This window comes from Streptomyces aurantiacus JA 4570, assembly GCF_000414115.1.
Lineage (GTDB): Bacteria > Actinomycetota > Actinomycetes > Streptomycetales > Streptomycetaceae > Streptomyces > Streptomyces aurantiacus_A.
The window spans coordinates 42,367-62,051 of the sequence record NZ_AOPZ01000069.1 but is presented as its reverse complement, the minus strand read 5'-3'; the positions used below and the strand labels follow the sequence as shown (position 1 = coordinate 62,051).

15 protein-coding genes and 4 pseudogenes are annotated in these 19,685 nt (G+C 72.6%); 8 read left to right on the top strand and 11 right to left on the bottom strand.

All coding sequences use genetic code 11. The features are described 5' to 3' along the window. Nucleotides 1-33: 33 nt before the first annotated feature. Nucleotides 34-693: a hypothetical protein gene (locus STRAU_RS44430; protein ID WP_158692050.1), complete on the bottom strand. Its 660-nt coding sequence runs from the start codon at nucleotides 691-693 to the stop codon at nucleotides 34-36. A 284-nt stretch (nucleotides 694-977) separates the two neighbouring features. Here STRAU_RS44430 and STRAU_RS09450 point away from each other — a divergent pair, with 284 nt between their 5' ends. Continuing rightward, nucleotides 978-1,679 carry a FadR/GntR family transcriptional regulator gene (locus STRAU_RS09450; protein ID WP_016640048.1) on the top strand — a complete coding sequence of 234 codons (702 nt, stop codon included), beginning with the start codon at nucleotides 978-980 and terminating at the stop codon, nucleotides 1,677-1,679. A 54-nt stretch (nucleotides 1,680-1,733) separates the two neighbouring features. After that, on the top strand, nucleotides 1,734-3,071 hold the full coding sequence (locus STRAU_RS09445) for a CynX/NimT family MFS transporter (protein WP_259299870.1): 1,338 nt from the start codon (nucleotides 1,734-1,736) through the stop codon (nucleotides 3,069-3,071). On the opposite strand, the gene STRAU_RS42330 is transcribed toward STRAU_RS09445, so the two are convergent. From STRAU_RS42330 to prcB, 8 genes and pseudogenes are all read right to left on the bottom strand, one after another. Further along, nucleotides 3,040-3,207, bottom strand: a complete 168-nt coding sequence (locus tag STRAU_RS42330) for a hypothetical protein (protein ID WP_016640046.1) — start codon at nucleotides 3,205-3,207, stop codon at nucleotides 3,040-3,042. The genes STRAU_RS09445 and STRAU_RS42330 overlap by 32 nt on opposite strands. Nucleotides 3,208-3,334: 127 nt before the next feature. Continuing rightward, nucleotides 3,335-3,616 (bottom strand): annotated as a pseudogene (locus STRAU_RS44640) (polyprenyl synthetase family protein); the annotation flags it as partial. Nucleotides 3,617-3,687: 71 nt separating this feature from the next. Next, a pseudogene (locus STRAU_RS44635) lies at nucleotides 3,688-3,945 on the bottom strand (polyprenyl synthetase family protein); the annotation flags it as partial. 340 nt (nucleotides 3,946-4,285) lie between these two features. After that, nucleotides 4,286-5,839: a branched-chain amino acid ABC transporter substrate-binding protein gene (locus STRAU_RS09435; RefSeq protein WP_016640044.1), complete on the bottom strand. Its 1,554-nt coding sequence runs from the start codon at nucleotides 5,837-5,839 to the stop codon at nucleotides 4,286-4,288. Nucleotides 5,840-5,846: 7 nt separating this feature from the next. After that, nucleotides 5,847-6,248 (bottom strand): annotated as a pseudogene (locus STRAU_RS43530) (caspase, EACC1-associated type); the annotation flags it as partial. A gap of 87 nt (nucleotides 6,249-6,335) precedes the next feature. Continuing rightward, nucleotides 6,336-6,761: an effector-associated constant component EACC1 gene (locus tag STRAU_RS09430; protein ID WP_016640043.1), complete on the bottom strand. Its 426-nt coding sequence runs from the start codon at nucleotides 6,759-6,761 to the stop codon at nucleotides 6,336-6,338. 63 nt (nucleotides 6,762-6,824) lie between these two features. Then, the gene (locus STRAU_RS42325; protein WP_158692049.1) at nucleotides 6,825-7,964 is read right to left on the bottom strand and encodes a DUF6777 domain-containing protein; all 1,140 of its coding nucleotides are present in this window, start codon (nucleotides 7,962-7,964) and stop codon (nucleotides 6,825-6,827) included. Nucleotides 7,965-8,115: 151 nt separating this feature from the next. After that, nucleotides 8,116-8,961 carry a proteasome subunit beta gene (prcB, locus tag STRAU_RS09420; protein ID WP_037658392.1) on the bottom strand — a complete coding sequence of 282 codons (846 nt, stop codon included), beginning with the start codon at nucleotides 8,959-8,961 and terminating at the stop codon, nucleotides 8,116-8,118. A 236-nt stretch (nucleotides 8,962-9,197) separates the two neighbouring features. Between prcB and STRAU_RS09415 the strand changes: the two genes are divergently transcribed. From STRAU_RS09415 to STRAU_RS09405, 3 genes are all read left to right on the top strand, one after another. After that, on the top strand, nucleotides 9,198-10,679 hold the full coding sequence (locus tag STRAU_RS09415) for an FG-GAP repeat protein (RefSeq protein ID WP_016640040.1): 1,482 nt from the start codon (nucleotides 9,198-9,200) through the stop codon (nucleotides 10,677-10,679). A gap of 246 nt (nucleotides 10,680-10,925) precedes the next feature. Further along, nucleotides 10,926-11,798 carry a glycoside hydrolase family 16 protein gene (locus STRAU_RS09410; protein ID WP_037658390.1) on the top strand — a complete coding sequence of 291 codons (873 nt, stop codon included), beginning with the start codon at nucleotides 10,926-10,928 and terminating at the stop codon, nucleotides 11,796-11,798. 153 nt (nucleotides 11,799-11,951) lie between these two features. Further along, a complete protein-coding gene (locus STRAU_RS09405; RefSeq protein ID WP_016640038.1) occupies nucleotides 11,952-12,623 on the top strand; it encodes an AIM24 family protein in 672 nt (223 codons plus the stop codon). 52 nt (nucleotides 12,624-12,675) lie between these two features. Here the strand turns inward: STRAU_RS09405 and STRAU_RS09400 are convergent, their stop codons facing one another. Together STRAU_RS09400 and STRAU_RS43525 are read right to left on the bottom strand one after the other, a co-directional pair. Continuing rightward, nucleotides 12,676-13,935 carry an MFS transporter gene (locus tag STRAU_RS09400; RefSeq protein WP_016640037.1) on the bottom strand — a complete coding sequence of 420 codons (1,260 nt, stop codon included), beginning with the start codon at nucleotides 13,933-13,935 and terminating at the stop codon, nucleotides 12,676-12,678. A 313-nt stretch (nucleotides 13,936-14,248) separates the two neighbouring features. Continuing rightward, a pseudogene (locus tag STRAU_RS43525) lies at nucleotides 14,249-14,395 on the bottom strand (4-hydroxyphenylacetate 3-hydroxylase N-terminal domain-containing protein); the annotation flags it as partial. Here STRAU_RS43525 and STRAU_RS43520 point away from each other — a divergent pair. From STRAU_RS43520 to STRAU_RS09390, 3 genes are all read left to right on the top strand, one after another. Beyond that, a complete protein-coding gene (locus STRAU_RS43520; protein WP_259299869.1) occupies nucleotides 14,348-14,479 on the top strand; it encodes a hypothetical protein in 132 nt (43 codons plus the stop codon). The pseudogene STRAU_RS43525 and the gene STRAU_RS43520 sit on opposite strands and share 48 nt — an antisense overlap. Nucleotides 14,480-14,710: 231 nt before the next feature. Next, nucleotides 14,711-15,139 (top strand): effector-associated constant component EACC1, encoded by a 429-nt coding sequence (locus tag STRAU_RS09395; RefSeq protein ID WP_016640036.1) that lies wholly within the window; start codon nucleotides 14,711-14,713, stop codon nucleotides 15,137-15,139. Continuing rightward, nucleotides 15,136-19,671 (top strand): caspase, EACC1-associated type, encoded by a 4,536-nt coding sequence (locus STRAU_RS09390; protein WP_016640035.1) that lies wholly within the window; start codon nucleotides 15,136-15,138, stop codon nucleotides 19,669-19,671. The genes STRAU_RS09395 and STRAU_RS09390 overlap by 4 nt, the downstream gene beginning before the upstream one ends. The last annotated feature ends 14 nt before the right edge of the window (nucleotides 19,672-19,685 follow it).

The following is a 19,685-nucleotide window of genomic DNA, read 5'->3' as shown; positions in this document are numbered from 1 at the left end:
CCTGTTCCGTGAGGAGGACGGGGGCGTCGGACGTCAGCGCACGGTCACCTTGAAGACCGGCGACAGCGTCGCGCCGCTCTTCATGCGGAGCTCGTTCGCGCCCTTGAGGCCGAGCTTCACGCGCATCGCGTACGTGCCGGACTTGTTGACGGTGGTGGACGCGGGCAACGTCTTCCACGTACCGCGCTGCTTCTGCTGGAGACCCACCTTGCTGCCGGCCTTGATGCCGGTCGCCTTGCCGCTGACGCGCAGCTCCTGCCAGGCGCGCACGGAGGTCGAGGACGACTTGGCGGTCAGCGCGGGCTTCACCTTGGCGGTGGGGCTGTGCTTCTGGGTGCCGAGGCTCTTGCCGGTCTTGACGTCCCAGATCGCGTACGGCGTGCCGCCGCCCTGCGTCTTGCTGTAGAGCTTCTTGCCGTCGGAGCTCAGGTGCAGGTAGATGCCCTTGTCGATGGTCTGGCCGGGCTTGAGGGCCTTGCCGTTGTAGTACGGCTTGCCGCCCTTGACCGGGACGGTGACACCGGCACCGATGTCGATCTTGACCGGCTTGGGGGCGGCGGTCACCGCGGCGGCGCGGACGGGGGCCGGGGTGCTCGCCAGCGCGGCAGCGGCCGGGGCCAGCAGCGCCGCACCGGCGACGACGGAGATGGTGGCGGTACGAAGGGTGCTGCGGCGGTGAGTGGTGTGGCGCATGGTGGCGGTGTTCCCCTTCACAGTACGGATGTCTCTTTATGCCCTCTGCCGTCCGGCGAGCGCTGAATCAACCTATTCGCCCGTCATTACGGGTTTCCCGAGATCATGTAACGGGGCCCCATAGATCACTTCACGGGCATGCCTCCCCCGCCCGCACCGGCACGGCAACATCCCGGCCCCGAATTAGCCCGTTCATGCCCTCACTTCGTTTGACACCTCGAAACATGGGGTGTTCCCATGTCTGTCCTCGATCTGAACGATCCGGCAGAGAGGCCACCGAACCGATGCCGCTGCGCAGCACCGCACGCACCAACCTCGTCGATCTGGTCATCTCCCAGATGGAGAGCCTGATCTCCGACGGCGAGTGGGAGGTCGGCACCAAGATCCCGGCCGAGCCGCTGCTCGTGGAACAGCTCGCCGTGGGCCGCAACACCGTGCGCGAGGCGGTCCGCGCCCTGGTGCACACCGGCATGCTGGAGCCGCGCCAGGGCGACGGGACGTATGTCCGGGCCAACAGCGACTTCGGCGCGGCCGTGCAGCGGCGGGTGCGCAAGGCGAGCGTTCTGGAGGCGTACGAGGTGCGCGCCTCGCTGGAGCGCGACGCGGCCCGGTACGCGGCCGAGCGCCGCACGCCGGAGGACCTGGCCGCGCTGCGCACCGCGCTCGCCGTGCGTGCCCGGGCCTGGGAGGACGGCGACACGGACGCCTTCATCGACGCGGACATGGCCTTCCACCGCACCGTCGCCGCCGCGGCCCACAACACCGTCCTCGCCGAGCTGTACGGACACCTCAGCGACGCGATGCGCGCCACGCTCCAGTCCGTGCTCGGCGCCGCCGTCCCCGACGCCGTACGCCATCAGATCGACGCCCACAGCGCGATCGTCGACGCCATCGAGGCGCGTGACGCGACGGCCGCCGAGGCCGCGGTGCTCGCCCATCTCGCCGAGGGCATGGCCGCGCTGCGCGAGCAGCCACCGGCCGACTGAGGCCCCCCCCCCGCCTCGTACACGTACCACCGAAGCAACCTCCGGGAGAGAGTCATGAGCAGCCAAGGGCACGCCGCCCCGGCCACCGTGGAGCGGGAGGACGACGACCCCATGGCGGACCGCGCGTCGAACGGCCGGCCGGACGGCCCGCCCGGCGTCACCGGGCGGCACGCGCTCTGGCTCGGGCTCGGCGTCGTCCTGCTCGCCCTCAACCTGCGTCCCGCCCTGGTCGCGGTCTCCCCGCTCGCCGACACCATCCGCGACGACAGCGGTATGTCGGCGGCCGCCACCAGCCTGCTGACCGCACTGCCGCTGCTGTGCTTCGGGCTGCTCGCGCCCGTCGCGCCGCGCCTGGGCCGCCGCTTCGGCACCGAGCGGTCGCTGCTCGCCACCATGGCGCTGATCTGCGCGGGCACGGCGCTGCGGACGCTGGACTCGGTCCTCGCGCTGTTCGCGGGCACCGTCGTGATCGGCGCGGGCATCGCCGTCGCCAACGTGCTGCTCCCGGGCCTGATCAAGCGGGACTTCCCGGCGCGGGCCGGGCTGATGACGGGCCTGTACTCGATGTCGCTGTTCGGCGGCGCCGCGCTCGCCGCGGGCGTCACGCTGCCCGTGCAGGAGGCGTCCGGCATGAACTGGCGGACGACGCTGGCCTGTTGGGGCGCGCTGGCGGTGGTGGCGTTCGTGGTGTGGCTGCCCCAGCTCCGCTCGCGTACGCGGGTGGGCGCGGCGGCGGCCCGGCAGGCGGCGCATCCGGTACGCGGCCTGTGGCGTTCGCCGCTGGCCTGGCAGGTCACCGCATACATGGGGCTGCAGTCCCTCAACTACTACGCGGCGGCGGCCTGGCTGCCGACGCTGCTCCAGGACTCCGGCATGAGCCCGGGCGACGCGGGCTGGATGCTGTCCTTCTCCTCCCTGCTCGGCATCGCGGGTTCGTTCGTGGCGCCGGTGATCGTGGGCAGGCGGGTGCGCTCGGGCACCCTCGCCGTGCTCGGCGCGGTGCTGTGCGCGATCGGGTACGCCGGGGTGCTCGCCGCGCCGGTCGGCGGCGCCTATGTATGGATGAGTCTGCTCGGGCTCGGCCAGGGCGCGGCGATCAGCCTCGCGCTGCTGTTCATCGTGCAGCGCGCGCCGGACGCCCGGCACGTCGCCCAGTTGTCCAGCATGGCCCAGTGCTTCGGCTACATCCTCGCCGCCACCGGCCCCGCCGTCCTCGGCGCCGTCCACGACGCCTCCCACAACTGGACGGTGCCGCTGGTGGTCCTGCTCGTACTGCTCGTGCCGCAGGTCGCGGTGGGCCTCGGGGCCGCCCGCAACCGGCATGTGGCGGGTACTCCGGCCGGGAGCGGCGGCCGCACGGTCAGGCGTGGCGGGCCGTCAGCGCGGTCGTGAGGTCGGCGAGGCCCCGGCGGGCGGCGGGGTCGAGGTCGAGCGGGTCGAGGAGGTCCCAGGCGGCGGCGATCCTGCGGTCGGCCTCGGCCAGGGTCCAGGCACGCCCGCCCGCTTCCTCGACGAGGCCGGTGACCATGGCGACCTGGTGCTCCGTCAGGTCGCCGGGAGTGGCGTACAGCCGGGAGAGGCGGGTGCGCCGCCGCCGCCGAGCCGGCCTGGAGTGCCGCGACGACCGGGGCGATCTTCTTGCGGGCGCGCAGGTCGGAGCCGACGGGCTTGCCGGTCACGGCCGGGTCGCCCCAGATCCCCAGGACGTCGTCGATGAGCTGGAAGGCGACACCGAGATGGTCGCCGAAGCGCCCGAAGCGGTCGAGCCAGGCCGGAGGCGCCGCACCGGGCGGTGCCCCGTGCGCGGCCCCGTGCGCGGCCCCGAGCCGGCAGGCGCAGCCGAGCAGCGCCCCGGTCTTGCCGCCGAGCATCGCCAGGCACTCCTCGACGCCGACCTCCCGCTCCCGTTCGAAGCACAGGTCGTCGCCCTGCCCCATGGCCAGCCTGCGCAGGGTGCGGGCGAGGTCCGCCATCGAGGGGCGGTCGCCGGGCGCCGCCGGTCGGCGAGCACCTCGAAGCCGAGGGCGATCAGCGCGTCACCGGCGAGGAGGGCGCGGGGCACGCCGAAGCGGACCCATACCGTCGGCCGGTGCCTGCGGACGCGGTCGCCGTCCATGATGTCGTCGTGGATCAGCAAGGCGTTGTGCAGCAGCTCGATCGTCTCGGCGACGAAGCGGTCCAGGTTCGCGATGAGCTTGCGCAGCTTCAGGTGGCTCGGCGTGGGCCAGTGCAGCGGCGGGAAGGGGAAGCGGAAGAAGTCCCCCATGATGTGGTTGGCGTACGTGAAGTCGTTCTCGATGGCCTCGGTGGTGGGGCCGACGTCGGCGCCGAACAGATTCCGCGTCACGATGCGCAGCGCGATGTGCCCGACGTCCGGTACGACCGCCGCCACGTCGCCGTCGCGGTACCGCTGCTTCCACCGGCCGAGCATGGCCGCGGTCTCCTCGGTCATGGTGTCGGCGAAGGCGGAGATCTTCGGGCGGTGGAACCGGCCGCGTGATTCACCGCAGGCGCGTTCCTGCGTGGGATGCGATTCTTTTCGGCCCGCCCTGACGGGAGTCCGACAAGCCGGAGGGGCGGTACGCCGGGCTCCCTCGCCCGTCTTTTCACGCGTCGCGCTCGACGGACTTCCACTCGCCGTCCTCGACCCGGTACAGCGCGAGCTCCGCATTGGTCGCGTCGCCGTACTTGTCGAAGGAGATCGTGCCGGTGGCCCCGTCGAATGAGACGTGCCGGAGGGCGGAGACGACCTCGGCACGGGCGTTCTTCGGCAGCCTGCCGCCGTGGGCGTCCGTGACGTCCTTGACGGCCTGGACGATGGCCCAGGTGGCGTCGTAGGCGTAAGCGCCGTGGATGCCATGATCGTCGCGATAGTCGGCCTGCCGGTAGCTCTTCACGAACTGCCGTGCGGAGGCGAGCTGTTCGGGGTGCGGAACCGACACGGTGAGGGCGCCCTCGCTCGCCCGTCCGGCCAGGTCGATGAACTCTTCGCTGTAGATGCCGTCACCGCCCGCGAGCGGTATGTCGGCGCCGGCCTTCCGCAGTTGGGCGTTCAGCGGGCCGGCGGCGGGGTACTCACCGCCGTAGAAGAAGACGTCGGCACCCGAGTTCTTCACCTCGGCGGCCACCGCGGGGAAGTCGCCGGCGTTGTCGGGGTCGATGTGGTCACTGCCGACGACCTTGCCGCCGAGCCGGGTGAACTCGGCTCTGAAGGCGTCGGCGACACCGGCACCGTAGACCTTCTTGTCGTCGACGACGAATGCCTTCTTCTTGTCGTCGTCGTTGTAGAGATGCTGCGCGGCGGCCACGCCGTGATGCGCGTCCGTGGGCACGGTCCGGTAGAACGACCGGAAGGGGCGGCTCTTCTTGCCGGTCTGCCACTTCCAGCCCTGCGTCAGCACCGGGTCGGCCGCGGTGGGGGAGACGAGGGCCAGGTCCGCGTCGTCCGCGTCCTTCTGCATCGACTGGGCCACGCCGGAGTTCACCGGACCGACGACACCGATGACGGTGTCATCGGCGATGAGTTCGGTGCCGTTCTCCTGGCCGGTGGCAGGCTGGGCCTTGTCGTCCAGTGGCTTGAGCTCGAAAGTGACTCCGTCGACGGCGCCGTCCTCGTTCGCCCGCCGGACAGCGAGGTCCGCGGAGTTCCTGATCCCGCGGCCCAGCGGGGCCAGCTTGCCGGTCAGCGGGGCGTCGAGGCCGATGGTCACGACCTGGCCGCCGGGAGGCTTTCCGGAACCTCCGCCCTTCTCCCCACCAGTGGTCAGCCAGACCCCCAATGAGGCCGCGGTGACGACGCCGAGTGCCGCCAGAGGCACGATGACGCGGTTGCGCACGCGCCGCGACGGTCTGCCTCCCCTCGGCGTGGCAGCGGTTTCGGGCGGGCGGGGCTCCGGGGTGGGTTCCGGGGGCGGGGCGGCGCGGTTGCGGGCCAGGGCGATGAGGCCGCCGGTGTTGCGATTGCGCTGTTGGGGCAGGGGGCGGGACTTGGCCGCCAGGGCCCGGTGCAGATGCCGGTACACGGTGTCCATGTCCATCGGGTCCGGCGCCCGCGGAATGCCTTCGCTCAGCGCGGTGATCAGCTCGCCGGTGAACGCCGTGTAGGTCTCGCCGGGGGGGTGCGAGCGCGGGTCTGGATTCCGCGGAGGCCGTGAGCACACAGCTCCCCTCGACCATCGCGTGGTCGGCGACGTAGTCGCTCGCGCTCATCCGGCCGGTCAGGGCCCGCCCGCTGTAACAGCAGTCCAGGATCACGACGGTGCGGCGGGCCCCGGCCGACGGGCCCAGCACCGCCCGGCGCAGATACTCGTATCTGAGGGCGGTGTACTCACGCTCCCGGTCCGAGTCCGGCAGGGCCAGGTAGAGCTCGTCGGTGTGCGGATCGGTCAGGCCGTGCCCGGCGAAGTAGACGACGAGCGTGTCCCGTGCCCGGATCGCCGCCGCCCGCACGGCGTCCAGGACCTCCTGGGCACTGTGCGGTTGGGAGAGCACCGTGCACCGGTCGGCCGGCAGACCCCACACCTCGGGGTCCCGCAGCACGCCCGCAAGGCCGTCCAGATTGCGGGCCACGGCGGGCAGGTCGTCGAGGGAGGCGTACGCGTGCACGCCCACCAGCAGTGCCACCGAACGGCCGGGGTCCGCCAGGTCGGTCACCGGTCACTCCCCGCTTCCGCCGCCCGGGCCGGGCTCGCCGCCGGGCGGGTCGGCGCCGGGCGGGTCGGCGCCGAGGGCCCTGAGGACGCGTTCCACCGTCTCGGCCGAGCCGTCGTGCACCGTGACCGTCACGCCGTCCCGCTCGATCCGCACCTGCGGCGGGCGTGGACGCGACCCGCGCCAGGTCGCCACGGCGACCACCAGGCCGCCCAGGGCGACGGCATGGGTGAGCACCACGTCGACCAGCTCGGGAACCCCGCCCATGTGCTCCTGGGACGACGGGTCCGCGCCGATGGACACCTCGGCCCGACCCCGCAGTTCCGCGTCCGAGGCCAGCCAGCGGTACAACGACGCCGCATGGTCCACATGGTCGCCTGCCTCGGCGGGCTCGCCCCCCGCGCCGTCGTCGAACGTCAGCCGGACTTTCATCGGCCCCTGCCCCCCTTGCCGACCACGCCTCCCGGCGGGGCACACATGCTAGCCGGGAAGGGCCTAATCGGGCGTCCGGGCAAGGGTGTTGCACCCTTGCTGACCGCCGACGGTCGCACACACCTTGAGCGTGTCCGTGCCCGTCAGTTCCCAGGTGGCGTCGAAGTGTCCCGCCTCCTGGCAGGTCTGCGGGTCGAGCGAGAGCACGGTGCCCGTGAAGCGCGGTCCGCTGCCGTTCACCTTCCAGATCTCACGGCCCGCTTCGACGACGCAGCTGCCGGTGCCGCCCCCGCTCTCGGCAGTGGTCCGGCCGCTGTACGCGTCCGGTCCGCGCTCCTCGACGCGCACCCGCCCCCCGGCGAGCTCCCAGGTGCCGACGATCCCGGAGCGCGTGGCCGCCGTGCTCGACGGCGCGGGCGTGCCGGTCTCCGCCTCGGCCGGTGGCAGCGGCGGCGGTGCGGGCAGCCGGACGTCCTTCGCCGCGTCCGTGCCCGCCGTGCGCCCGATGCCCTTGCCGCTGTCGACGTCGAGCAGCCGGAACCTGCCGATGCGCCGGGGCTTCTTGCCGGGCTTGACGGCCGTGGTCTTGTCCCGGTCGTACCGCTCGCGCCAGTCCGGATCCGGGATGCTCCCCGGATCGATGTCACCGGGGCTCAGCGAGGGCGGCGCGAGGGGGTTGCCGCAGTTGCACTTGACCACTGGCTGGCCGAACCGGTCGAGGAGCACCGCGATGCCCGCTTCGAGGAGGGACTCGAAGACCGTGGCCGCCCCCTTGCGGAAGCCGTGGTTCTTGACCAGCGTGTCCGTGCGCAGCAGGACGGGTGTCAGGCCGCCGACGTAACGCCGGATGCCCTTGATGCCGATGCCGCGCACCTTCGACCACGCCGCCGCCTTCTTCGTGTTGCGTGCGTCCGTGAGGAAGTCGACCAGCGCGGCCTTGTCGCAACTGCTCTTGTTCAGTGTCCCGCCGTAGAGCCCCGGGGTGCCCCCGGTGCGTACGCCGCCGCCGGACCGCGGTGTCAGGCCCTGCCGGTCGTGGCCCATGGCCCCCGTGAAGAACGGGTCCGGCCCCAGTTCCCCGGCCGCCACCGGGACGACCTTCTCCTTCGCGTCCTCGTCACCACCGCACGCGGCGGTGAGGCCGGCGATCAGCACGGCCGCGGTCAGCGCCGCCACGGCGCGACGGCCCGTGGAAAGCTTCATGTTGCCCCCCTTGCCCCCATGGTGTTTCTCCGCTCACCATGGCGCGGCCCGGCAGAGCTGGATAGCAACGGGACAGGGCTGAGGGGGCGCACCGCAGCGCATCCACGGCGCCAGTCGCGCCACCGCGCACCACCTCGCGACGGCGGACCGCCTAGAGCAGCGGAGCCCGCGGCCCGTCCGGCGACTCGAGGCGCTGGTCCACCACCGACCGGGCGACCTCCGCGACCTCGTCCTGCGAGAGCTGGCGGTAGCCCTCCTCGGTGACCAGGGCCACGCGCGGGAACAGACGGCGCGTCAGGTCGGGCCCGCCGGTCGCCGAGTCGTCGTCCGCGGCGTCGTACAGGGCCTGGACGGCGGCGAGGACGATGTCCTGCTCGGACATGCCCTCGTGGTAGAGCTTCTTCAGGGAGCCGCGGGCGTAGACCGAGCCCGAGCCGGTGGCGGCGATGCCCCGCTCCTCGGTGCGGCCTCCGGTGACGTCGTACGAGAAGATCCGCCCCACGCCCTTGCCCAGGTCGTAACCGGCGAACAACGGCACCACGGCGAGGCCCTGCATCGCCATCGCGAGGTTGCCGCGGACCATCGTGGTGAGCCGGTTGGCCTTGCCCACCAGGGACAGGGCCGTGCCCTCGATCTTCTCGTGGTGTTCGAGTTCGAGCTGGAAGAGCTTGATCAGTTCCACGGCCAGGCCCGCGGTCCCGGCGATGGCTATCGCGGAGTGCTCGTCGGCGGGGAACACCTTGTCGTAGTCGCGGTGGGCGATGACGTTGCCCATCGTGACGCGGCGGTCGCCCGCCACGAGAACGCCGTCCGCGTACGCCGCCGCGACGATCGTCGTGCCGTGCGGCGCCTCGAAGCCGTCGTGCGCGACGGGCAGGGAGCGCCTCGCGGGCAGCAGATCCGGCGCCTGCGCCGCGAGGAAGTCGAGGAACGACGAGGTCTCGGTGGCCATGAAGGCGGGCGGAAGACTCCCCGTCCCGCGCGGATCAGTGTTCATGCACGCCCCTCCCGAGCCTGCCGCCGGATCTTGAGGCGCACCCTACCCCTCGCCCTCAAGTCCCTAACCACTGACGGACGTTGCGGAGACAGGCGCCGGTGCCCGGCGAAGCGGAGGCGAACTCCCGTACAACCCTTGCGTCCCGGTCGCGGTCGAACTGGGCACCGGATGAGGAACGGGCCCTTTCCGGACCCACCCCCGCGCCGCCCGGCCACTTTCACGCACAGGAGTCGCTCGTGCGCAAGAACCGTTCGGCCGCCCTCGCCGCGGCCTCATTCCTTCTGCTGTCGGGCGCGGCCGTCGCCGCCGCCCCCGCCGCGGTCGCCGGCACCCCCGGGGGTACGCGCGCCGACGACCGCAACAGCGACTTCAACGGCGACGGTCACGAGGACGTGCTGGTCGGCGCGCCCGGCGCGACGGTCAGCGGCAAGAGAGGCGCGGGTCTCGTCACCGTGCAGTACGGCTCCGGCAGAGGCATCGGCACCAGCGCCGTGGCGCGGTTCAGCCAGTCCACGGCCGGTGTCGCGGGCGCCGCGGAGGCCGGTGACGGCTTCGGCAGGGCCGTCGCCACCGGCGACCTGGACGCCGACGGCTTCGACGACGCGATCGTCGGCATCCCCGGCGAGGACATCGGCGACCGGGCGGACGCCGGCGGCGTCGCGATCCTGTGGGGCTCCGAGCAGGGCCTGACCGGTGCCGCGAGCGACTGGCTGGAGACCCAGGAGCCCACCGAGGGCGAGAAGTTCGGCTCCGCGGTGACCGCCGCCCGCCTCACCGGCGACACCCCAGGTGACGTGCTCGCCGTACTCGACCGCGACGACCTCGAACTGTTCGTGTACGACGCCGCGCCGCAGGCACGCGGCGCGGCGCCGCTCAAGCGCCTTGCCGCCGAGGGCCCGGCCGCGCGGGCCGACGAGCGCCACATCCTGCCGAAGTCGCTGACCACCGGCGACTACGACGACGACGGCTTCGCCGACCTCGTGGTGTCCGGCGTGACCGTCGGCGAGGAGGAGCCCGGGCACGGCTGGTCCTCGTACTTCTCCGGCGGCGCCGAGGGCCTGACGTACGAGCGCGACCTGCGCGGCGGCCCGGCAGCGGCCTCGGGCGACATCAACGGCGACGGATTCGACGACCTGGTCACCGGCGAGCCCCGCTCCCCCGACGACGGCGGCGAGACGCTCACCGGCGGCCTGGTCGGCGTGCGCCACGGCTCCGCCGAGGGCATCTCGCAGGACGTCGAGTGGTGGACCCAGGACTCCGCGGGCGTGCCCGGCACCGCCGAGCGCGGCGACGGCTGGGGCGCCGACCTGTCCGTGGCCGACACGGACAAGGACGGCTACGCGGACGTGGCGGTCGGCGCGCCCGGCGAGGACATCGGCACGGTCGCGGACGCGGGTGCCGTCTGGGTGCTGCGCGGCGCGGCCGCCGGCCCGACCGCGACCGGCGCCAAGTCCTGGGACCAGAACTCCGCCGGCGTCCCCGGCACCGCGGAGAAGGGCGACAAGTGGGGCGCGCAGGTGCGCCTGACCGACCCCGACGGCGACGGCCGCTTCGGGCTGCTCGCCTCGGCCCCCGGCGAGAACACCGGCGACGGTGTGGTGTGGGTGCTTCCGGCGGGCGCGGGCGGGGTCACGGCCGCCGGGTCGTGGACGTACGGAGCGGGGTCGCTGGGCGCGCCCGCGCAGGACGCGGCGTTCGGCGCGGCGATCGACGAGTGAACGGGCCGCGGGTCCTGGGCGGGAATCCAGGGCCCGCGCCAACCCGAGCACGCCCAAGGCGCGTACCCCGCCCGGCAGTTGGTCCGCACCAATGCCTTGACGCCCCCTGCGCACCTGCCTTAAATCAAGTAGTGAAGAAACCGTCGCGGAGGATCGCGTACCGCGTTCGACTTCTGACGCGACGTTTGTCATGCGCACGCCCCCCACCGTTCGCGTGCGACCACTCCCCCCACCCGGAGCGATGTGATGACCGTGGCCCTCTCCCGGCGCCGCCGCACGGCCCTGTTCGCGCTCTCCCTGGTCTGCTGTGCCACCGCCGCGACCGCGGCGCCCGGCGCGGCAGCCGCCCCCGAGCCCGAGCCCGCGCCCGCCCGTACCAACGCCCTCGCGTTCTCCGACGACTTCAACGGGCCCGCCGGGTCCGCCGTCGACGGCGGCAAGTGGCAGATCGAGACCGGCGACAACGTCAACAACCACGAGCGGCAGTACTACACGGCGGGCAACAAGAACGCGGCGCTCGACGGCCAGGGCAACCTGGTCATCACCGCCCGCAAGGAGAACCCCGCCAACTACCAGTGCTGGTACGGCCGTTGCGAGTACACCTCGGCCCGCCTCAACACCGCCGGCAAGTTCACGACGACGTACGGCCGGGTCGAGGCACGCCTGAAGGTGCCGCGCGGGCAGGGCATGTGGCCCGCGTTCTGGATGCTCGGCAACGACATCGGGCAGGTCGGCTGGCCCGACAGCGGCGAGATCGACGTGATGGAGAACGTCGGCAAGGAGCCGAACACGGTCCACGGCACGCTGCACGGTCCCGGCTACTCCGGTTCGGGCGGCATCGGCGCGGCGTACTCGCTGCCCGGCGGCGAGGCGTTCGCGGACAAGTTCCACACGTTCGCCGTGGACTGGTCGCCGAACAAGGTGACGTGGTCCGTCGACGGGCACGTCTACCAGACCCGCACCCCGGCCGACCTCGGCGGCAAGCAGTGGGTGTTCAACAAGCCGTTCTTCCTCATCCTCAACCTGGCGGTCGGCGGCTACTGGCCCGGCGACCCGGACGGCAGCACGACGTTCCCGCAGACGCTGACCGTCGACTACGTCCGCGTCACCACCGGCTGACGCCCGTAGCCCTTGGTCGAAGCACCCGGGCCGAAGGTCACGGTCCCGCCCGCGCGGACCGCGACCTCGGTTCGGCGGACGTACACCGCCGGCTCGGGGAACTACGCCGCCGGTGTCTTGGCGGAGCACCCCGGCGCGGGGCACGATGCCCGCATGAAGAGCGACCTTTTCTCCGCGGAGCACGTGGCGCAGCCCGCGACCGCGCCCGGTATGAGCCTGCACAACTCCAAGTCGATCCGGTACGCCGTGAGCGGCGAGATGATGGCGCGGCAGGGCGCGATGGTCGCCTACCGCGGCAATCTGCAGTTCGAGCGCAAGGGTCAGGGCGTCGGCGGGATGCTCAAGCGCGCCGTCACCGGCGAGGGGCTTCCGCTGATGGCGGTGCGCGGACAGGGCGAGGCATGGTTCGCGCACGAGGCGCAGAGCTGCTTCGTCGTCGACATCGAGCAGGGCGACTCGCTCACCGTCAACGGCCGCAACATCCTGTGCTTCGACGCGTCGCTCTCGTACGAGATCAAGACCGTGAAGGGGTCGGGGATCTCCGGCGGCGGGCTCTTCAACAGCGTGTTCACCGGGCACGGCCGGCTGGGGCTCATCTGTGAGGGCGAGCCGCTGGTGATCCCCGTGTCGCCGCAGGCGCCGGTGTTCGTGGACACCGACGCCGTGGTCGGCTGGACGACCAGCCTCCAGACCTCGCTGCACCGTTCGCAGTCGATCGGCTCGATGATCCGCGGCGGCTCCGGTGAGGCGGTGCAGCTGAAGCTGGAGGGCGAGGGCATGGTGATCGTCCGGCCGAGCGAGGCGACGCCGCACAAGCCGCAGTAGTCCGCGGTACGGGCCGCGGTGTTCCGGCGGCCGCCTCGCGCCCGTCGGCCGTTCAGCAGCCGACGGGCGTCGTCGTCCCGGCGGGCGCGGCGGGCGCCTTCGCCGCCTGGTCCGCCTGGTCCGCCCGCGTCAGCCGCGTACGCAGCATCGGCAGGGCGCACAGCGTGAGCAGCAGGGCACCGGCCCCGGCGGCGAGGGCCACCGAGACCCCGGCGGTGGTGCCGAAGCGGTCGTAGACGACGCCGGTGACGGCCGCGCCGATCGCGACGCCGCTCTGCAGGCCGGCGATCATCCACGTCATCGCCTCGGTGAGCTGGTGTTCCGGCGTCGTACGCTCCACGATGCCCATGATCACGACCATGGTGGGGGCGAAGAAGACACCGGCGAAGAAGACCACGACGACCATTGCGGCGACCCCGTCGACGAACAGGAACGGCAGCGTGGTCAGCGCGGTGCCGCCGACCCCGATGAGCAGCAGCCGGGGCAGCGGAACGGCCGGCTGCCTGGCCCCGAAGAGCAGTCCGGAAAGACCCGAGCCGACCGCGTAGACCGCGAAGACCAGGCCCGCGAGGGACTTGTTGCCCTGCTCCTCGGCGAACGCGAGCCCCATCGTGTCGACCATGCCGGGGACGGCCCCGCCGCAGAGCAGCACGAGGGCGAGCAGCAGCACCGGCGCCGAACGGATCGCGGAGGTGCCACCGGCGTGCTCGACCCGCGCCTTGACGGGGGGCTCGGTGCTCTTCTGCGGTACGAACAGGGCGACGCCCACGAGCAGCAGAAGTCCCGCGAACAGCGGCGCGGCCTGCGGGAACAGCGCGGTGGACAGGACCACGGCGAGCGCCGGACTGATGACGTACGTCAGCTCGTCGACGACGGACTCCATGGAGTACGCGGTGGTGAGCTGCGGCGTACCCCGGTAGATCTCCGTCCAGCGGGCGCGGACCATCGCGCTCATGCTCGGCATGAGACCGGACAGCAGGGCGAACAGGAACAGGGTCCAGCTCGGGGCGCCGGCGGTGGCGCAGAGCAGCAGGGCGGCGAGGCCGAGCACGCTGACGCCGGTGGCGAGGGGCAGCACCCGGCTCTGTCCGCGGCGGTCCACGGCCTTGGAGACCTGGGGGCCGAGGAAGGCCATGGCGAAGGTGAAGGTGCCCGCGACCAGTCCGGCCAGGGCGTATTCGCCCGTCGTCTCGGACAGCATCGTCAGGATGCCCATATGGGTCAGGGGCAGCGGAAGGCGGGCCATCAGGCCGGCCGAGCTGAACGCCTTCGTGCCGGGGGCGGTGAAGATCTCGCGGTACGCGTTTGGCATTGCCTGTCCTGTGAGTGGAATCGGCCCTCGGCCCGTGCGGGCATGCGCGGTCGTCCGGTGCGCGGCCCGCACGGGCAACTACCGGGACTATCGTTCCACTTTCTATCACGCGCAGCTGCGCGAGGTGCGGTCGCTTCAAGTGCGGTCGCTTCAGGTGCGGTCGCTTCAGGTGCGGTCGAGGAACGCCTGGACCTTCGCCTTGTACGGTTCGCGGTCGTACGACGCGCAAACCCTTCGCGTCGACGGGGAGTGCCAGGGCGAAGGAGCTGTTGAGGAAGTCGCCGGTGCGGCCCAGCATGCCGTGGCTGTGGTCGGCCCACACCTTGAACGCGCGGCGGCGCTTGGTCAGATCGTCCGGTGTCCGCGGCGTGAGGAAGGAGGTGCCGACGCGCTCGCCGGAGGTCGGTGAGGTGTGCGTGAGGACGTCCCGATGCGCGTCGCCGCGCTGGAGGTCGTACAGCTCGGCGCAGGTCCGCACCACCGCGCGAAAGGCGGGGTGCTCCTGGATGCCGCCGGTGAGGGTCCTCCGCAGGCCGCCCGGTGAACCCCGGGGCGCGCGGTTCGGCCGAGCCGGGCCGATCGGCGTCCGAAACCGGATGAAGCCGCGGGACGCGGCAGATCGCGCCCAACCTCCCTGGCATGCACGGGAGTTGGCGCACTTTCTGGCCTCTGGCCAGGCGCCGGACGAACATCGTATCCTCGGCCCTCCCGGCACGGTCGCGCGCTCCCCACGGCGAGGGACCGAGCGCTCCCCCACGGCGACCGACGGAGACCCATGGACGTTGAGGTGATCACGGAGGGGCCGGACGCGAGCGACGAACTCCGCTCGCTCCAGGCATGGTTGGGCGATGTCCAGGAACTGCGCGGCCGGGTGAGCGACCGGGAGCGCCCACCGGAGCCTGGCACCCTCGGGCCCGCCCTGGACGCGCTGTTGGTGACGGTCGGCCCCGGCGGCGCGGCGACCGCGCTCGCCGCAGCCGTCATCGCCTGGCTGCGCACCCGGCGCGGCGAGGTGCGCATCAAGGTGACACTCCCGGGCCGCCGTTCCCTCGAGCTGACCGCCAAGGGCGTGTCCGGCCTCGACGCGGAGTCCCTGCGGCGACAAGTCGCCGATGTCGCGGGGACGTTGGCCCCGGAGCGGACGAGCCCGGAGAACGGAGAGAGGGAGCCGGCCGCCGGCCCCGAGCGCCGCGAGCTGCCGTGACCGGCCTGTCCGACGCGGGCGCCCGCGTCCTGGTGATCGCCACCGCCACCCACCAGGGCCCCCTCCTGCCCTCGGTCCCGTCTGTCGCCCGTACGTTCAGCGACCTGCGGGCGGTCCTGACCGGGCGCTGCGGGGTGCGTCCGGACGCCCTGCGCGCGCTGCTCGATCCGCCCGACGCGCGTGCCATGGCGCTCGCCGTCACCGAGGCGGCGCAGCAGGCCGACTCCGTACTCCTGGTCTACTTCGTCGGGCACGGCCTGCTCGGGCCGGGCGGCGAGCTGTTCCTCGCGGCCAGCGGCACCGACCGGCTCACACCCGGCATGGCCGAGCACCAGGCCCTGTCGTTCTCCTCGCTGCGGCAGGCCCTCGAGGCCAGCCGGGCGGCGTCCGTCGTCGTCGTGCTCGACTGCTGCTTCTCCGGGCGCGTCTCGCTGAGCGGGGGCGCGTCCGTCCCCGCCTTCACCGTGCCGCCCGCGCACGGCCTCTATCTCCTCGGGTCGGCGGAGCAACTGGCTCTCGCGCCACCGGACGCCCGGCACACCGCGTTCAGCGGAGCGCTCATCGAGCTCCTGACGCACGGCGACCCGCGCGGACCGCGAACCCTGACCCTGGACGCCGTGTACGACGCGGTCTTCCGCGAACTACGGGAGCAGCAGCGGCCGTTGCCCCGGCGGCAGGCCGGTGACCGCTCCGGACAGCTCGTCATCGCGCCGAACCCGGCCGCGCCGGAGCCCGCCCCGCACCCCGAGGAGCCGGAACCCGCGCCCGGCCCCTGCCCCTACCCCGGCCTCGACGCGTTCGAGGTGGACGACGCCGAGGTGTTCCGCGGGCGTACGGAGATGACCGGGCGCCTGCTCGCCGCGGTGGCGGCGTCCGCGTCGCGCCCCGGTCAGCTGATCCTGGTCGGTCCTTCGGGATCGGGCAAGACCTCGCTGCTCAACGCCGGCCTCCTCGCCAGGCTGCGCGAGGGAGCGCTGCCCGGATCGGCCGGCTGGCCCTGTCTGCGCCTCACGCCCGGCAAGCGCCCGCTCCAGCGCCTCGCCGCGTGCCTGGACGCGGACGCACCCGACGCCGCCGGGCTGCTTCGCGAGGACCCGGAGAGCGCGGTCCGGTTCGCCGACCGGCTGGACGTGGAGCGGCCGGGGCGGCGCCTCGTCGTCCTCGTCGACCAGCTGGAGGAGTTGTTCACGCTCTGTCAGGACCCGGGGGAGCGCACGGCGTTCCTGCGGGCCGTGACCGCCCTGTCCCGGGCGGCGGACGGCGACCCACCCGCTGTTGTCATGCTCGCGCTACGCGCGGACTTCTACGGCCGGGCCACCGAGCACCCCGAACTGCTCGCCGCCCTGGGCAAGGGCCAGCTCCTCGTCACGCCCATGGCCCCCCGCGAGCTCCGCGCCGCGATCGAGGAACCGGCGGCGCACGCCGGACTCACCCTGGGCGACGGCCTCGCCGATCTGATCCTGCACGAGCTCGGCGCCACGGAGGGCGGTCAACTCGCCGCGGGCGCCCTGCCGTTGCTGTCCCACACGCTGTGGGCGACCTGGCGGGAGTGTGCCGGATCCCGGCTCACCGTCGCCGGATACCGTGCCACCGGTGGGATATCCGGGGCCATCGCCACCACGGCCGAGCAGGTGTACACCGGGCTCGACACCGCGGGCCGGGTCGCCGCCCGGCACACGCTGCTCCGCCTGGTCCACGTGGGCGAGGAGGCCGTCGACACGGCCCGGCCCGTGGACCGCTCCGCGCTCCTGCACGCCGTGCCGGACACCCGTGCCGCGCAGCAGGCGGTCGGCCGGCTCGCCGAAGCCCGGCTGCTCACGCTCGACCGTGACACCGTCCGGATCAGCCATGAGGCACTGCTGCACGCCTGGCCCCGGCTGCGGGGCTGGATCGACGCGGACCGCGACTGGCTGCGGGCGCGCCAGCGCCTCGCCGACGACGCCGCCGCATGGGAACAGTCCGGCCGGGACTCTTCTCTCCTCTACCGGGGCACCCGCCTCTCCACGCTGCGGGAACGCGCGGAAGAGGCCGCGACGAGCACCGCCGAACTCGACTCCGCACCCGATTCCACCCCCGGCACTCCCCTCGCCGACTTCGTCAACATGTCCTGGCGTCATGAGCGCCGCGGCGTCCGCCGCCGCCGGCTCGCCGTGGCGTTCCTCGCGCTTCTCGCCCTGCTCGCCTCGGCGGGCCTGCTCGGCTCCGTCGTCTTCCAGCGCCAGGCCGAGCAGGCGCACGAGCGCGACCTGGCCCGCTACCTCGCCGCCGAGGCCGAGGACCTCCGCGACAAACAGCCGGGGCTCGCCAAACAACTCAGCCTGCTCTCCTACCGGATGGATCACAAGGCGGGGCAGGGCGCGCTGCTCAACAGCCAGCGCACCCCTGGCGTCATCGACGCGAAGGAACCGGCGTACGACCTCGCGAACAGCGCGGACGGCCGGGTCCTCGCGACCTCCACCGGCGACTCGATCGTGGTGCGCGCCCAGGACGACGGCACCGGCAGGATCGGCGACGTGGTGCCCGGCCCGATCGCGGTCAGCCGCGACGGCAAGACCCTCGCCGCGGCCACGTACGACACCGCCCGCTCGACGTCGGCGACGCTGCGCCTCTGGGACATCTCGGACCCCGCACACCCCCGGCAGACCGCCGCCTCGAAGGTGAAGAACCTCGTCACCGCGCTCGCCCTCAGCCCCGACGGCAGCACCCTGTACGCGGGCACGGGCAGCGAGATCCGTCTCTGGGACATCGGCGACCGCGGGGCACCCACTCCCCTGCCCACGCTCCGCGGCCACTCCGCGCAGCTCGACTCGCTGGCGGTGTCCCCCCGGCGTGCCCTGCTCGCCAGCAGCAGCAGGGACGGCCGGGTCCGGGTCTGGAACCTGGCCGACCCCGCACACCCCACCCGTGTCGCCGCCCTCAAGGCATCGCCGTACGAGCGCAGGCCGGGCGCTCTTCCCAGTCCGCTGCATCGGGTGGCCTTCGACCGTACGGGGCGCATGGTGGCCGCGCCGGTCACGGTGAAGAACAACGAGACGCTGGGCCTGTGGCGGCTGGACGGCTCGCGTCCGCCCCGGCGGATCGGGCCTCCGGTCAAGGGCTCCTCGGACGTGCCTTCCTCCTTCTGTTCCGAAGGCGTGAGCGCGTTGGCGTTCAGCCCGATCCGCGACCACGCCGTCTGGAACTGCAACGGCGTCTCGCAGATATGGCTGTACAGGACAGCAACCGCGCCCGGCTGGATCATGCACGGGGCGAAGGTGGCCAGCGACCCTGACGAGCTGACCGGAGGCGCCACCACTATCCTGTTCGACCCCAGCAAGGGCCGCACCCTGCTCGAGGCCACCGAGCGCGGCATCCGCGTCTGGCACCTCTCCAACGCCGCCCAGCCGGGAGCCGAGGCGTTCCTGCCCGTGACACCCGGCACCGGGGCCCAGTTCGACTACCGGTCGGCGGGCAAGAGACAACTGCTCGCGATCCAAGGCGTGGGCTCCAACTACCTGTGGGACATGACGCACCTGCCTGTCGTCGAACTGCTCGCCAGGACACGGTCCCCCAACATGTTCACCGGCGCGGACATCGCTCTCAGCCCGGACGGTCGCCTCCTCGCCGACGTCGAGGCCCACGGCGGCACGAAGGAGAAGCCGAAGTACGCCGATCTGCGGCTGCGCAGCACCGCTCACCCCAGGGGCCGACCGCTCGCCACCCTCGGCGAGTTGGAGAACGGCGTGGCGGCGATCGCCTTCAGCCCCGACGGGCGCCGCCTGGCGGTGGCCGACATGAACGGCTGGATCGACAACAACCGCAAGCCCCCGGCCGTCCGGCTCTACGACATCGCGGACCCCCGGCATCCGCGACAGCTCGCCCGTATCAAGACCACCGCCGTCGGCGCGCTCGTCTTTTCTCCGGACGGCAAGACGCTCATCGCCGACGACTCACCTCTGAAGAAGCCGGAGGACAACCGCCCGGAGGCCGGTGTCCGGCTGCGGAGCTGGGACCTCAGCAAGCCCGCGCACCCGTCCCCCCTGTGGACGCACCGCTTCCCGTCGGGGGTCCGCTCCGTGAGCGTCGCGTTCCGGCCGGACGGCAAGCTCTTCGCCGCCTTCGACAGCGAGGGAACGCTGAGGGTGTGGCCGGTCGACCGGAACCGCCTGTCGGGCCAACCGTCCCGCGTCACCATCGGCGACTACGGCAGCCCGCTGGCCTTCAGCCCGGACGGGAAGCGGCTCGCCTTGATCGCGAAGGATGCGAAGGAAGGCGTCGAGCGCCCCGAGATCTGGGACATGACCGACCCCGAGGACCTCACCCGGCAGTCCTACCTCCCCGGTGCGTCGATCGCCTCGTTCTACTCGCTCGCCTTCAGCCCCGGCGACGACGAACTCCTCGCCATCACCCGGTCGAGCGCGGGCGTCGACCTGTGGGACACCAGCCCGAAGCGGGTCGTCACCGAACTCTGCAACGCGGTGGGCGACCCGATCACGCGGCAGCAGTGGGAGCGCTACCTGCCGGACAGGGCCTATCGGCCGCCCTGTGAGTGACCGGGTAACGTCAG

Excerpts from the sequence above, each read along its gene's own strand:
- STRAU_RS44430 (WP_158692050.1), bottom strand. The coding sequence starts at position 693 with ATGCGCCACACCACTCACCGCCGCAGCACCCTTCGTACCGCCACCATC.
- STRAU_RS09450 (WP_016640048.1), top strand. The coding sequence starts at position 978 with ATGCCGCTGCGCAGCACCGCACGCACCAACCTCGTCGATCTGGTCATC.
- STRAU_RS09445 (WP_259299870.1), top strand. The coding sequence starts at position 1,734 with ATGAGCAGCCAAGGGCACGCCGCCCCGGCCACCGTGGAGCGGGAGGAC.
- STRAU_RS42330 (WP_016640046.1), bottom strand. The coding sequence starts at position 3,207 with ATGGTCACCGGCCTCGTCGAGGAAGCGGGCGGGCGTGCCTGGACCCTG.
- STRAU_RS09430 (WP_016640043.1), bottom strand. The coding sequence starts at position 6,761 with ATGAAAGTCCGGCTGACGTTCGACGACGGCGCGGGGGGCGAGCCCGCC.
- STRAU_RS42325 (WP_158692049.1), bottom strand. The coding sequence starts at position 7,964 with ATGAAGCTTTCCACGGGCCGTCGCGCCGTGGCGGCGCTGACCGCGGCC.
- prcB (WP_037658392.1), bottom strand. The coding sequence starts at position 8,961 with ATGAACACTGATCCGCGCGGGACGGGGAGTCTTCCGCCCGCCTTCATG.
- STRAU_RS09410 (WP_037658390.1), top strand. The coding sequence starts at position 10,926 with ATGACCGTGGCCCTCTCCCGGCGCCGCCGCACGGCCCTGTTCGCGCTC.
- STRAU_RS09405 (WP_016640038.1), top strand. The coding sequence starts at position 11,952 with ATGAAGAGCGACCTTTTCTCCGCGGAGCACGTGGCGCAGCCCGCGACC.
- STRAU_RS09400 (WP_016640037.1), bottom strand. The coding sequence starts at position 13,935 with ATGCCAAACGCGTACCGCGAGATCTTCACCGCCCCCGGCACGAAGGCG.
- STRAU_RS09395 (WP_016640036.1), top strand. The coding sequence starts at position 14,711 with ATGGACGTTGAGGTGATCACGGAGGGGCCGGACGCGAGCGACGAACTC.